This window comes from Arthrobacter sp. YC-RL1 (assembly GCF_001454985.1).
Classification (GTDB): Bacteria; Actinomycetota; Actinomycetes; order Actinomycetales; family Micrococcaceae; genus Glutamicibacter; species Glutamicibacter soli.
This window is the reverse complement of the sequence record NZ_CP013297.1, coordinates 2,698,639-2,710,508: the sequence shown is the minus strand read 5'-3', so window position 1 is coordinate 2,710,508 and position 11,870 is coordinate 2,698,639. Positions and strand designations below refer to the sequence as shown.

The 11,870-nt window shown below is 65.1% G+C and carries 14 protein-coding genes; 7 read left to right on the top strand and 7 right to left on the bottom strand.

All coding sequences use genetic code 11. The features are described from left to right. The first annotated feature begins 46 nt into the window (after positions 1 to 46). The 3 genes from ATC04_RS12565 to pheT all read left to right on the top strand — a co-directional run bounded on the left by ATC04_RS12565 (position 47) and on the right by pheT (position 4,457). The gene (locus tag ATC04_RS12565; RefSeq protein ID WP_047121173.1) at positions 47 to 691 is read left to right on the top strand and encodes a DUF3153 domain-containing protein; all 645 of its coding nucleotides are present in this window, start codon (positions 47 to 49) and stop codon (positions 689 to 691) included. A 142-nt stretch (positions 692 to 833) separates the two neighbouring features. Continuing rightward, entirely contained in the window at positions 834 to 1,913 is a 1,080-nt protein-coding gene (gene pheS, locus ATC04_RS12560) for a phenylalanine--tRNA ligase subunit alpha (protein WP_047121174.1), read from the top strand. A gap of 3 nt (positions 1,914 to 1,916) precedes the next feature. After that, positions 1,917 to 4,457 (top strand): phenylalanine--tRNA ligase subunit beta, encoded by a 2,541-nt coding sequence (gene pheT, locus ATC04_RS12555; protein WP_047121175.1) that lies wholly within the window; start codon positions 1,917 to 1,919, stop codon positions 4,455 to 4,457. A 65-nt stretch (positions 4,458 to 4,522) separates the two neighbouring features. On the opposite strand, the gene ATC04_RS12550 is transcribed toward pheT, so the two are convergent. After that, complete coding sequence (locus tag ATC04_RS12550) at positions 4,523 to 5,128, bottom strand: class I SAM-dependent methyltransferase (protein WP_047121176.1); 606 nt, start codon at positions 5,126 to 5,128, stop codon at positions 4,523 to 4,525. Positions 5,129 to 5,274: 146 nt separating this feature from the next. Here ATC04_RS12550 and ATC04_RS19380 point away from each other — a divergent pair, with 146 nt between their 5' ends. Continuing rightward, on the top strand, positions 5,275 to 5,493 hold the full coding sequence (locus ATC04_RS19380) for a hypothetical protein (RefSeq protein ID WP_146955850.1): 219 nt from the start codon (positions 5,275 to 5,277) through the stop codon (positions 5,491 to 5,493). Here ATC04_RS19380 and ATC04_RS12545 read toward each other — a convergent pair. From ATC04_RS12545 to ATC04_RS12540, 3 genes are all read right to left on the bottom strand, one after another. After that, the gene (locus ATC04_RS12545) at positions 5,451 to 5,759 is read right to left on the bottom strand and encodes a GNAT family N-acetyltransferase (RefSeq protein ID WP_052772614.1); all 309 of its coding nucleotides are present in this window, start codon (positions 5,757 to 5,759) and stop codon (positions 5,451 to 5,453) included. The genes ATC04_RS19380 and ATC04_RS12545 overlap by 43 nt on opposite strands. Continuing rightward, positions 5,728 to 5,958: a hypothetical protein gene (locus ATC04_RS19895; protein ID WP_231736124.1), complete on the bottom strand. Its 231-nt coding sequence runs from the start codon at positions 5,956 to 5,958 to the stop codon at positions 5,728 to 5,730. The genes ATC04_RS12545 and ATC04_RS19895 overlap by 32 nt, the downstream gene beginning before the upstream one ends. 82 nt (positions 5,959 to 6,040) lie before the next feature. Beyond that, entirely contained in the window at positions 6,041 to 6,565 is a 525-nt protein-coding gene (locus ATC04_RS12540) for a phosphoribosyltransferase (RefSeq protein ID WP_047121177.1), read from the bottom strand. Between the two features lie 331 nt (positions 6,566 to 6,896). Between ATC04_RS12540 and ATC04_RS12535 the strand changes: the two genes are divergently transcribed. The 3 genes from ATC04_RS12535 (at position 6,897) to ATC04_RS12525 (ending at position 9,349) form a co-directional block, all read left to right on the top strand. Next, positions 6,897 to 7,241 (top strand): PadR family transcriptional regulator, encoded by a 345-nt coding sequence (locus tag ATC04_RS12535; RefSeq protein ID WP_047121178.1) that lies wholly within the window; start codon positions 6,897 to 6,899, stop codon positions 7,239 to 7,241. Then, entirely contained in the window at positions 7,238 to 7,618 is a 381-nt protein-coding gene (locus ATC04_RS12530; protein ID WP_047121179.1) for a hypothetical protein, read from the top strand. Before ATC04_RS12535 ends, ATC04_RS12530 begins: the two co-directional genes overlap by 4 nt. 216 nt (positions 7,619 to 7,834) lie before the next feature. Further along, on the top strand, positions 7,835 to 9,349 hold the full coding sequence (locus ATC04_RS12525; protein ID WP_082124113.1) for a DUF5129 domain-containing protein: 1,515 nt from the start codon (positions 7,835 to 7,837) through the stop codon (positions 9,347 to 9,349). A 68-nt stretch (positions 9,350 to 9,417) separates the two neighbouring features. On the opposite strand, the gene ATC04_RS12520 is transcribed toward ATC04_RS12525, so the two are convergent. The 3 genes from ATC04_RS12520 to ATC04_RS12510 all read right to left on the bottom strand — a co-directional run bounded on the left by ATC04_RS12520 (position 9,418) and on the right by ATC04_RS12510 (position 11,728). Next, the gene (locus ATC04_RS12520) at positions 9,418 to 10,335 is read right to left on the bottom strand and encodes an amidohydrolase family protein (protein ID WP_047121181.1); all 918 of its coding nucleotides are present in this window, start codon (positions 10,333 to 10,335) and stop codon (positions 9,418 to 9,420) included. Between the two features lie 62 nt (positions 10,336 to 10,397). Beyond that, positions 10,398 to 10,682 carry a hypothetical protein gene (locus ATC04_RS12515; RefSeq protein ID WP_047121182.1) on the bottom strand — a complete coding sequence of 95 codons (285 nt, stop codon included), beginning with the start codon at positions 10,680 to 10,682 and terminating at the stop codon, positions 10,398 to 10,400. A gap of 77 nt (positions 10,683 to 10,759) precedes the next feature. Further along, a complete protein-coding gene (locus tag ATC04_RS12510) occupies positions 10,760 to 11,728 on the bottom strand; it encodes a quinone oxidoreductase (RefSeq protein WP_052772615.1) in 969 nt (322 codons plus the stop codon). Between the last annotated feature and the right edge of the window lie 142 nt (positions 11,729 to 11,870).

Genomic DNA, 11,870 nt, shown 5'->3' with positions numbered 1-11,870 from the left:
ACAGTGGCTAGCTAGCCACGTCCCCAAGAATTCAAGGAGCGTCTCCGTGAAGAGACTAATTAGCGTCATTGCGCTGGCATTCGCTGCCGTGCTGGCCCTGTCCGGCTGCGTCAGCATGAACGCCGGCGTCAGCATCCAGGGCGACGACAGGGCCACCGGTACCGTCGAGGTCACCATGAAAAAGGACGCGCTCCAGGGCCTGGACTTCCAGGATCTGCTGGCCACCCAGGTCAACATGGACCAGCTGAACTCCCAGCTGGCCGGCGTCTGGACCACCACCGACATCGATGACGGCACAAACGTCGGACTGGCCTTCACCACCGCCAAGACCATGACCTTCACGGAGCTTGCCGACGCCTTCACCGTCTTCGGTTTCCCGGTCGCCATCTCCGGCAACGGCCAGGAGTTCAGCTTCTCGATGCCGGGCACCGGCCAGACCGCCGTGGACTCCAGCTTCACCGAGGCGAACTTCGCGGTGACCTTCCCGGGCGCGATCGTTTCCACCACCGCAGGCGAGGTCGACCACCACACCGTGACCTTCGACCTGATCCAGGGCGCCGAGACCTACCAGGCGACCGGCAAGGCAGATTTTTCGCTGTTCTACTCGACGATCTTCGGCGGCGCGCTGCTCGTGCTGACCCTGGTCTTCGTGCTCGCCTTCAGCCCCAAGGCCGCCAAGGAATCCCACTAACGCGGATTTCACCGCAGCTGCGTAAGCAGTGCCACGCTCAGGGCCCGTCATCGTTGAAACGAAGACGGGCCCTTGGCAATAGAATAGAAGCAAAGTGCTTGAACGAGTAATTACAAGATAAGAGTAAGGATCGATCGATCCCATGTCTGATCAGACACCATCAACGGCTCCGGACGCGGAGCCGAACATTCCGCACCCCACCGATGAAGCCGCGATTTCCCAGGCAGTAGAAGCCGCCCTGGCGGCCATCGAAGCCGCCGGGGACTTGAACGAGCTGAAGGAAGCGCGCCTGGCGCACACCGGCGAGAAGTCGCCGCTGTCGCTGGCCAACCGCCAGATCGGCAAGCTGGACAAGTCGGAAAAGGCCGTCGCCGGCAAGCTCGTGGGCGGCGCCCGCGGACGGGTCAACAAGGCCTTGGCCGCCCGCACCGTGGTGCTGGAAGAAGCCGAAGCCGCACGCATCCTTGTCGAGGAAACCGTCGACGTCACCGCCGCCCCGCGCCGCCGCCGCGCCGGAGCCCGCCACCCGCTGTCGGTCTTGCAGGACCGCGTCTCGGACATCTTCGTGGGCATGGGCTGGGAGATCGCCGAAGGCCCCGAGGTGGAATCCGAGTGGTTCAACTTCGACGCGCTGAACTTCAAGCCGGACCACCCGGCCCGCGAAATGCAGGACACCTTCTTCATCGAGCCTGCAGACGCCCATCTGGTGCTGCGCACCCACACCTCCCCGGTGCAGGTCCGCTCCATGCTTGAACGCGAAGTCCCGGTCTACGTGCTATGCCCGGGCCGCACCTTCCGCACCGACGAGCTGGACGCAACCCACACCCCGGTCTTCCACCAGTTCGAAGGCCTGGCCGTGGACAAGGGCCTGACCATGGCCGACCTGCGCGGAACCCTGGAGCACTTCGCACGGCAGATGTTCGGCGCCGAAGCGCAGATCCGACTGCGCCCTGCCTACTTCCCGTTCACCGAACCGAGCGCCGAACTCGACATCTGGCACCCGGGCGCCAAAGGCGGCCCGCGCTGGATCGAGTGGGGCGGCTGCGGAATGATCAACCCGAACGTGCTGCGCGCCGCAGGCATCGATCCGGAGGAATACTCCGGCTTCGCCTTCGGCATGGGCATCGAGCGCACGCTCATGTTCCGCAACGACGTCCCGGACATGCACGACATGATCGAGGGCGACGTACGTTTCAGCCAGCACTTCGGGATGGAGATCTAAGTTATGCGTATTCCACTGTCATGGCTGCGCGAGTACACGCAGCTTCCTGCCGATGCCTCGGCCGAAGACCTCATGGCGGACCTGGTCAAGGTCGGCTTGGAGGAAGAAGACGTCCACCGCCCCTCCGACGAGCTTTCCGGGCCGATCGTGGTCGGCCAGGTGCTCTCGCTGGTCAAGGAGGAAGCCTCCAACGGCAAGACCATCAACTGGTGCCAGGTCCGCGTGGTGCCTGAGGGCGCCGAGCAGACCCTGACCGGCAAGGGCATCGACCCCTCCGGCGTGCAGGGCATCGTGTGCGGCGCGCACAACTTCGTGGAGGGCGACAAGGTGGTCGTCACCCTTCCGGGCGCCGTGCTGCCCGGCGACTTCAAGATCTCCCCGCGCAAGACCTACGGCCACACCTCGGCCGGCATGATCGCCTCCAGCCGCGAGCTGGGCATCGGCGACGACCACGACGGCATCATCGTGCTCTCCCGCCTGGGCCTGGACCCGGAGCTGGGCACCGACGTGCTCGAGCTCTTCGGCCTGGACGACCAGGCCGCGGAGATCAACGTGACCCCTGACCGCGGCTACTGCTTCTCGATCCGCGGCGTGGCCCGCGAATACGGGCTGGCCACCGGCACCGCGTTCACCGATCCGGCCTCCAAGGTCCAGGTCACGAACGCCGCCGAAGCCGGGCACCCGGTGGTGCTCGCCGATGACGCGCCGATCTACGGCGTGGCGGGCTGCACCCGCTTCGTGACCCGCGAGGTGACCGGCATCGACCCGACCCGTCCGACCCCGCGCTGGATGGCTTCGCGCCTGCAGCTGGCCGGGATGCGCTCGATCTCCCTGCCAGTGGACATCTCCAACTACGTGATGCTGGAGCTGGGTTCCCCGCTGCACTTCTACGACGCGGACAAGCTCTCCGGCGCCATCACCGTGCGCCGCGCGGCAGCCGGCGAGAAGCTCACCACCCTGGATGAGAAGGAACGCGAGCTGTCGGTCGAGGACCTGCTGATCACCGACGAGTCCGGCGCCATCGGCATCGCCGGCGTCATGGGCGGGGCCAGCACCGAGGTGTCGGATGCGACTTCCCGCGTGCTGATCGAGGCCGCGCACTTCGACGCGGTGTCCATCGCCCGCTCGCGGCGCCGCCACAAGCTGCCCTCCGAAGCCTCCAAGCGCTTCGAACGCGGCGTGGACCCGCGCATCATGCAGATCGCCGCGCAGCGCGCCGTGGACCTGCTGGTCGAGCTGGCCGGCGGCACCGAGACCGCCAAGATCACCGACGCCGGAGCCGTGCCGCAGGCCGCGCAGATCGTGCTGCCCGCAGGCTTCGCCTCGGCGCTGATCGGCGTGGACTACACCGATGCGCAGATCATCTCCGCGCTGGAGGGCATCGGCGCCGAGGTGTCGCAGGACGCCGCCGGCTTCACCGTGACCGCCCCGAGCTGGCGCCCGGACCTGGCCATCAAGGAAGACCTGGTCGAAGAGGTCGCCCGCGTGATCGGCTACGACCAGATCCCTGCCACCCTGCCGGTAGCCCCTCCGGGCCGCGGCCTGAGCCGTTCCCAGTCCCAGCGCCGCCGCGTGCTGCAGGGCCTGGCCGACTTCGGCATGACCGAGGTGCTCTGCTACCCGTTCGTCTCCGAGGCGCAGAACAACACCTTCGGCGCGGCGCAGGCCGGGGACCAGGTCAAGGCCACCACCCTGGCCAACCCGATCTCCAAGGAATTCCGCTTCCTGCGCACCTCGCTGCTGCCGGGCCTGCTGGACACCGCCCGCCGCAACAACGGCCGCGGCTTCCGCGACCTGGCCCTGTACGAAGGCGGCTTAGTCTTCCTTCCGGGCGAGCAGCTGGGTTCCAGCGTGCTTCCCCCGCTGGGCGCCAAGCCGAGCGACGAGGTGCTGGCCGAGCTCTTCGCCGGCGTGCCGAACCAGCCATGGCAGATCGCCGGCGTGTTCACCGGCCATGAGGCTCCGGCCGCCGCCGGGTTCGCCCCGCGCGTTTGGGACTGGGCCGACGCACTGGATGCCGCGCGCACCGTCGCCGACATCCTGGGCACCGAGCTGGAGATCGCCCAGGGCAGCCACCAGGCGTTCCACCCGGGCCGTGCCGCGGCGCTGAAGCTGAACGGCGAGATCGTCGGCTACGCCGGCGAGCTGCACCCGGCCCTGCTGAAGGATGCCGATCTTCCGGCGCGCACCGTGGCCTTCGAACTGAATGCCGCAGCCGTGATGGACGCCGCCCCCGCAGTAGTGGTCGCCGAGCACCTGTCCACCCAGCCGCTGGCCACCCAGGACGTTGCCTTGGTGGTTGACCGAGAGGTCGTGGCCGGCGACGTGCTGGCTGCCCTGCGCGAAGGCGCCGGCGAGCTGCTGGAAGACGTCGCGCTGTTCGACGTCTACGAGGGCAAGGGCATCGAGGACGGCAAGAAGTCGCTGGCCTTCGGCCTGCGTTTCCGCGCCACCGACCGCACCCTGACCGCTGACGAGGCTTCCGAGGCGCGTGCCGCCGCGGTGGCCGTGGCCGCCGAGAAGTTCGGCGCCGTCCAGCGCTAGGACGCAACAGCGCAGCACGCCCCGACTCCCCGGACCCCGGAGAGTCGGGGCGTTTCCCTTGCCCGCTAGCGGTACAGGAATCGGTACCAGTGCGGCCGGGATTGCTTCTGGAACCAGCCCAGCTCGCGGGTTTCGGCTGGGTAGTCGTCGATCAGCGCCCACTGGGGAAGGACGTCCTGCAGCTCTTCGCGGGAGATCCCTCCGATGAACGAGTTGAATCGGGAGTTGCCGAATTGCAAGGCCAGGAACGTCGCGCCTGGCGCGGCCAGCCGGCCGACCGCATGCCCGTAGCGGCTGCGGGCTTCGCCTACCAGACCTTGCAGGCACCCGGAATCCAGGAAGAAATTGAACCCAGGCGTCAGCTCGGACAGGTCTGTCACGTCGGCCTGTACGTAGGTCTCGTGCGGCCCGGCCTGGTCACGGGCACGGACCAGGGCCCGCTGCTGCGCATCCACGCCGACTACCTCGAAACCTGCCGCGGCCATGCGGCGGCAGTGGATCCCGCTGCCGCAGCCGAGATCAATGGCCCGGGGGAGAACACCAGGGGATGCACCTGCATGCTGCTCGATTTCGACCTGCAGCTGATGCTCGAAGTTGGCGAGGTGGAGCTTGGCGTAGTGTTCCCAGGGGTGCAAGCCCAGCCGGTAGTACAAGCCGTAGTTGATTTCCATGGTGATCCCCTCCGCCGTAATTGAGGTATGCAGAGCATTATCATCCCAGGAAGCCCGTCCTAGCTAGGATGCGAACGCGTGAACGGCCGGCCTTGTCCACGGGCTAGACTTGTGGCTTGGGTTGATTCGGTGCGAAAGGGGAACCCATGTCTGCTGCGCGGAAAACGGGGGCTTGCCTGCTCGTTGTGGTTTTGGGAGCGATGGCTGTCGTGGCGGCTATCGCCATTGCGTGGGGCGCGGTGCTGCTGATCCAGCGCGGTGCGGGAACGCATCTGGACGAACCAGCGCAGGACCAGCAGCGCGAACAAGAATTCAGGGACGGCTACAAGCCGTCTTCCGAAACTTCGGAGTCTGCCGAGCGGTAGGTATTCGGGGCGATCCGCAGAGCCAGGGTGACCAGGTCCTCGGCATCGGTGCCCTGCGTGGTGAATCCGTTGCGCTCCAGCAACTTGAGCGAACCGGTATTGTTCCTTAATGCCCTGGCGATAAACGCCGTGGCGCCCTGGTCGGCCAGCAATGACACGCCTTGGGGGATCATGTGGCCGGCGATGCTCCGTCCCCAGAACTGCGGGTCAACCCAATAGCCGATTTCACTTGCTTCAGGCTTGCGCGTGGCGGTGAAGAATCCCACCGGAGTCCTTTCCCTGCCACGCGATAAACCATTGGACGCCCGGATCCTGCAGCGCCTGCTCCATTCGTCGCGAAAGATAGGGGCCCGTCCACGGCCTGCCGTCGCCGGTAAAGGCCGTGACACGCGGATCACTGGCGAGCTTGGCCAGGAAATCATGATCCGCTGTGGAAAAGGGCATCAAACGCACGGGTTCTGTCATGGGACAAGTTTAAAAGTGAATGCCGAGGAATGGAACGAAGGGTTCGCATTCCTCGGCATGTCAGCAGAGTGCTTTGCCGGTTCTAGCTGCCGGATACGGTCTTCTCGACAGGTGGCAAATCCGACCATGGGAAGGTGATCCACTTGTCGGTGCGGCGCCATTCGTAGTCGGGAACCATGATGGTGCGCGGCTTGGTGTAGAGGCAAACGGTCTTGACGTTTGCGCCCCATTCGGAGATGAGGTCGACGACCTTGGCAAGGGTGCGGCCGGAATCCGAGACGTCGTCAACGAGCAGCACGTTCTTGCCGTGCAGCGCGCCCTCGTCCAGCATCGGAGGAAGCACCACTGGCTCCTCAAGAACCGTGCCAATGCCGGTGTAGAACTCCACGTTCAGGGCACCGCAGGCCTTGGCGCCCAAGGCGTAGGCGATGGAACCGGCCAACAGCAGTCCGCCGCGGGCGATGGCCACGACTACGTCGGTCTCGAAACCGCTGTCGACAACGGTCTGTGCCAGTTCGCGGGATGCCACACCGAAGGTGTCCCAGGTGAGAACTTCGCGTTCGGCTTCAGGAAGTACGGCTGCGCCGGAATCGTCAATGCTAGTCATCCTCCGATTTTACAACCACTTGTAACACGCATTGACATGAAAGGGTTTCATCCTTTCGGATTTCTTGGTTCTTCTCCCATCATTATTGCTGGTCTGATATGCGACGAAGCGTTGAATTCGAAAGTCTGCAAGGCCATCGGTTCCGGACGAAGTGTTACCCGCATCTCTGATATACCGTCGATCTGCGCTCCCGCGTGCGAGTCCGAGCTGCCGGCGGGGCACGGGGAGTCTTGCGCCGAGTGGCGCAGGGCAGTGGGGAGCTGATCATCCCTGAGAGCTATATTCAGCGAATTGGGTTGTAAGGCTACCTGGCTAGTGAGGATATCTAAGGATGGAAGATTTTGAAGACTATCCGGAACTGACGCGGGCCGCGCTGCCGCAGGCGGTGCTTGCGGTGCTGAGCCATGGGGAGAACCACGGGTACGCCATTGCCGAGAAGCTTCGCCAGCACGGTTTTGCGCGGATCAAGGGTGGGACGCTGTACCCGCTGCTGAAGCGGTTGGACGAACAGAAGCTTACGCAGCACCTGTGGACGCACGAGCACGCGGGACCTCCGCGCAAGCTCTTCAAGCTCACGCCGCAGGGCGAGGCGGAACTTCTGCGTGCTGAAGCCGCGTGGACCGGCATGACCCGGGCCTTGACCAGCATCCGAACGACCAGCCAGGAGAAATCATGAACTACGAACGGAAGCTGGCCTTCAACCTGCGGATGCAGGGCATGACTGAAGCGGAGATCGCTGAGACGCTCAAAGAGGTTCGGTCCTATGAGAACACAGCGGGAACCTCCGTCGAGACGGAATTCGGCCCTGCCGAGGAGTACGCCAAGCAGTTCCCGAAACGAAAGCGGCGCACGCAGGGCCGGGCCATTGCCAGCGTCGGCATGGTGCTGGCGATCGTGTACCTGCTTTGCGCCTTCTTCGGCAAACCGCTCGCGGGGATCGATATCCGGGATTATGTCGGCCCTCTGGTGATCCTGCCAGCGCTCGCCGTCATCGCCGCGGGTTTGCTCCTTGGATTCCTGGTGGACTACTTCCGGCCTGCCCGAGTCTCGTAGTGCGATGGCCGTTCGCGAGACGAGCGATCCGGGACAATGGCTTCGCGCCGCTTGGGTCCGGCCGCTTCATCCTCAGCGTGGCCCGCGGCGGCCATCCGAACTGCGTGGTCAGTTGGGAATGCAATTGAGGTTCAAGACTTCGTTTGAAATAGCCGATACGATGGCTTAAAGCCATTGTTGCGATGATCGACCTGCTATTGGACCGGAGTTCTGCACATGCAATTTCGCCACTCTTTGACTCGATGCTCTGCCGCGGCGGCCGTGGTGCTGTTGGGGCTAGCCCCGGGACTTCCGGCAGCTGCTGCCAGCAGTTCAACGATCGGCGTCGCCGCCGGAGCGAATCTGGAGGACATCAGCGTCTACGACACGGCCGATGTCCTCAATGATGAGAAGATCAAGGACGCACTCTCAAGCATCGATTTCAACGAGCCTACAAAGGTTGCGGTCTTCTCCCGTCAAGGCGAATACTCCGACGACATCAACAGCGAAACACTCGCGTTCGCCCGGGAGGAGCATCCTGAATGGATCTCGCAAGATGCCGAGGACTACGGCGACTATTGGGCCGACGGATACTTCATCATCACACTCTCGGTTGAGGGACACGGCGACGGCCAGATCGGAACCTACTTCGGCGAAGACCGCAAGGTTTCAACGAGCCAGATGGAATCCATCCACGAGGCAGGATATGAGGACTTCAACCTCTCGCGCTGGACCGACGGCGTGATCGCCGTTGGCGCCAAGGGCGCGAAGATCATGAACCGACCATGGTACAAGAACCCCGCCCTGTGGATCACCACCGGTGTCGCCGGCGGCGCCGCGGGAGCGACGGGTTTGGTGGTTCTCGGTGTCAGGGCTTCACGGCGCAAGGAGTTCGAAGCGAACCTCAGCACCGGACGGGAGCATCTAAGCAATGTGACCATGGATTTAGATACCACCGAGCTGTCCGCCCGTACCTTGCCGACCGGCTCGCGCCATGCGGCGGATCTGGAACGTCGTTTCGCCGATTTCATGGCCAAGTACCGCACGTTGTTCGCCCGGCAACAGGAGCTTGAAGCCGCGACGAAGAAAACCCGCTCCTCCGGCTCCGGTGTCGCCCTGTCCAAGGACTTCATCGATACCGCCCAGCAGCTGGACGCGACCGATGACGCGATCATCGCCGCCGCAGCGCTCTACACCAGGTCTGCCACGTGGCAAGAGGCCTGGCGGGCGCAGACGGCTCCGATCCTTGAAGACCTGGCGGAACTCCCCGAGTTGCTCGGCGGCCCGGACAAGAAGCTGGGCCCGGCCGGGAGCGCGCTGCGCTCATTCGCCGACACGGCGCAGCAGGAAGTGCAGGCCGTCGGCACGGACTTGGCCGCGCAGGTGATCGATGTCGATACCGCCCTGGACCGGCTCAGCGAACTGCGCAAGCAATTAACCGAACGCCTCGACGCCTACGCGGCCGCGCGGATCGGCGCCTACGCCAAGTCCGAGGCCGAAGAAAAGCAAATGCGCGCGAAGCTGCGCAAGCAACGCTACGCCTCCACCGGAACCCGCAGCGGCGGGTCGATCCTGGACGTCACCAGCCCGGCAGAATTCTTCTGGCGGGTCAGTGCTTTCAACATCGGCTATCAATCCGCGGTCAAGGCAGTGGACAGTTCCCGCCAGGCGGCCAGCTCGTCCTCCGGAGTCTCCACCGGTTACTCCGGAGGCGGCAGTTTCTCCGGCGCCGGCGGTTCCTCCCGTTTCTAGGGCGCTGCACCCGAAGTTGTCGAGCAGGTGGCCGCACCGGCTCGATCTGCGCCGGTCGCCCGAGCTGGCTAGACCGCCGCGCGCACCTGGGCCAGCAGGCGCTGCGGCGTTTCCCAGAGGACCTCGCGCATCCACTGCTCGCCCAGGCCCAGGGCGTCGAGGGCCTGGAGCTGGTGGCTGTAGGGGTAGGGGATATTGGGGAAGTCGGTGCCGAGCACGACCTTGCCTGCCAGCTGCGCCAGCAGTGCGCGGTAGCCTTCGGGCATCGGCGCGAACTGCTCCGTGAAATCGGTGGCCAGCATGGTGGTGTCGAGATAGACGTTCGGGTGCTCCAGCGCCAGCTCGGCGAACTCGCTGTAGTCAGGCAACCCCGCATGGGCGATCACCAGCACCAAGTCCTCATGGCGCGCCAGCAGCCGGCGGATGGGCTCGATGCCGGTGTGCTGCCCCTTGTGCGGGCCGTTGCCGCAGTGGATGATGACCGGGGTGCGGGCTTCGGCCACCAGCTGCCAGGCCCGATCCAGCTGCGGATCGTTGGGATCGAAGTTTCCGACCTGGACGTGGATCTTGAAGACCTCGACGCCCGATTCGAGGCAGTCCCTGACCTGCTGTTCGGTGCCCTCCTCGGGATAGAAGGTCCCGGAGGCGATGGCCTGCGGATGGAGCGCCGCGAAGTTCTTCGAGTACTCGTTCAGCCAGTCGGCCATGCCCGGGCGGTGCGCATAGTTCAGGGTGCTGAACCGGGCGACGCCCAGCTGCTCCAGGGTCGCGACGCGTTGCGCCTCGTCGGTGCGGTAGCTGATCGGCCACGGCAGGTCGCCATCCGCTTCGCGGCCATCGAAGAATGCCCAGACCTTGTCCAGCACGTTTTGCGGCATGAAATGCACATGCAGGTCGATCAGCCCCGGAAGGCCCAGTCGGTGCAGGTAGTCCTTGATCTCGGCATCATTGGCGGGGCTTCGTTGCTCCCGGGGAAGATGTTCCACTGGTGAACTCCGTGGGTTGTCGGTACGGGGAAATGAGGGCCGGCCGCGGGCCGGAGGCCGGATCAGTCCAGCAGCGCCGCGGTCCGGGCGACGGCGAAAGCCAGGAAGCACAGCGCTCCGGCAAAAAGTGCCCAGTCGACGACGCCGAAGGAGGAAAAGTCATTGGCGAAGCGCTGGCGCATGCTGGTGCGCTGGATGGCCTTGGCCCGCGCCGAGCTTTGCCGGTTCCGATGCACGTGGCGGCCGTGGCCGCCATCCGAATTCTCGGACTTGGCACTGAACACTGCGTGGAACAACAGCAGGAACAGGCCCGCTCCCAGAAACCAGGAGATCGCCAGTGAAGCCAACAGCTCATTCAAGGTAGTCGATTATGGCGGGAGGCCGCCTGCCGCGGGGCACAGGCCCCGCAGCCGCGGCGCCGAGGCTAGGGAACGAGCAGCACCTTGCCCGTGGTGCTGCGGGACTCCAATGCGGTGTGGGCCGCCGCGGCCTCGGACAGCGGGAAGCTCGCGCCGATGCGCACATCCAGCTTGCCTTCGGAGGCCCAGCGGAAGATGTCGCCGAAACGCCAGTGCATTTCGTATTCGGTGGCAATGAAGTCGTCGAGCTTCGGGCGGGTGACGGTCAGCGAGCCGCCGGCGTTCAACCGCTGGAGGTTGAAGTCCGGCACCTGGCCGCTGGCTCCGCCGAACAGCACCAGGGTGCCGCGACGGCGCAGCGCGGTCAGCGAGGTCTCGAAGGTGTCCTTGCCGATGCCGTCGTAGACCGCATGCACCCCCTGGCCGTCGGTGACCTTTTCGACGGTCTGAGCCACCTGCCCGTAGTCCACCACGTAGTCCGCACCGGCCGCCTTGGCCAAGTCCTTCTTCTCCTGGGTGCTGGCGGTGGTGATCACCGTAGCGCCTTTGAGCTTGAGCAGCTGGGTCAACAGCAGTCCCACGCCGCCGGCGCCGGCGTAGGTCAGGATGACATCTCCCTCGCGCACGATGTAGCTCGAATTCACCAGGTAGTGGGCGGTCATGCCCTGCAGCGGCAGCGCGGCGGCCACCTGCAGGTCTACGCCGGCGGGAACGTGGCCCGCCCGTGCGGCATCGACTACCGCGTACTGGGCGTAGCCGGCGGTGCCGGAGGCGGTCGCGACCCGGTCGCCGACGGCGAAGTTCTGCACGCCCTGCCCGACTTCGGTGACGACTCCTGAGAACTCCGAGCCCGGGGTGAACGGGTAGTCGACCTTGTAGACGCCGCTGCGCTGGTAGGTTTCGATGAAGTTGACTCCGGCGGCGGCGACCTTCACCTGCACTTGCCCCGGCCCCGCGGACGGAATGGGCGCCTGTCCCAGAACCAGCCCCTTGGCATCCGAGGGTTCGGCAACGAGTATGGCTTGCTGCTGCATGGGGGAGCGCTCCTGTGGAAGATTGACGTCGGCCCGCATCGCCCGGGCCACTGCTAGGCCCAGTCTATGACTCGAGCCTGCATGGTGGCTGGTCGAAAGCGCCCATGTCGGACTTCATGACAAACTAAGTTATGAATATTTA

What these genes read in the sequence shown, in the direction of transcription:
- ATC04_RS12510 (WP_052772615.1), bottom strand. Translation starts at nt 11,728, where the DNA reads ATGCAGCAGCAAGCCATACTCGTTGCCGAACCCTCGGATGCCAAGGGG.
- ATC04_RS12530 (WP_047121179.1), top strand. Translation starts at nt 7,238, where the DNA reads ATGAACTACGAACGGAAGCTGGCCTTCAACCTGCGGATGCAGGGCATG.
- ATC04_RS19380 (WP_146955850.1), top strand. Translation starts at nt 5,275, where the DNA reads ATGTCTGCTGCGCGGAAAACGGGGGCTTGCCTGCTCGTTGTGGTTTTG.
- pheT (WP_047121175.1), top strand. Translation starts at nt 1,917, where the DNA reads ATGCGTATTCCACTGTCATGGCTGCGCGAGTACACGCAGCTTCCTGCC.
- ATC04_RS12550 (WP_047121176.1), bottom strand. Translation starts at nt 5,128, where the DNA reads ATGGAAATCAACTACGGCTTGTACTACCGGCTGGGCTTGCACCCCTGG.
- ATC04_RS12535 (WP_047121178.1), top strand. Translation starts at nt 6,897, where the DNA reads ATGGAAGATTTTGAAGACTATCCGGAACTGACGCGGGCCGCGCTGCCG.
- ATC04_RS12540 (WP_047121177.1), bottom strand. Translation starts at nt 6,565, where the DNA reads ATGACTAGCATTGACGATTCCGGCGCAGCCGTACTTCCTGAAGCCGAA.
- pheS (WP_047121174.1), top strand. Translation starts at nt 834, where the DNA reads ATGTCTGATCAGACACCATCAACGGCTCCGGACGCGGAGCCGAACATT.
- ATC04_RS19895 (WP_231736124.1), bottom strand. Translation starts at nt 5,958, where the DNA reads ATGACAGAACCCGTGCGTTTGATGCCCTTTTCCACAGCGGATCATGAT.
- ATC04_RS12525 (WP_082124113.1), top strand. Translation starts at nt 7,835, where the DNA reads ATGCAATTTCGCCACTCTTTGACTCGATGCTCTGCCGCGGCGGCCGTG.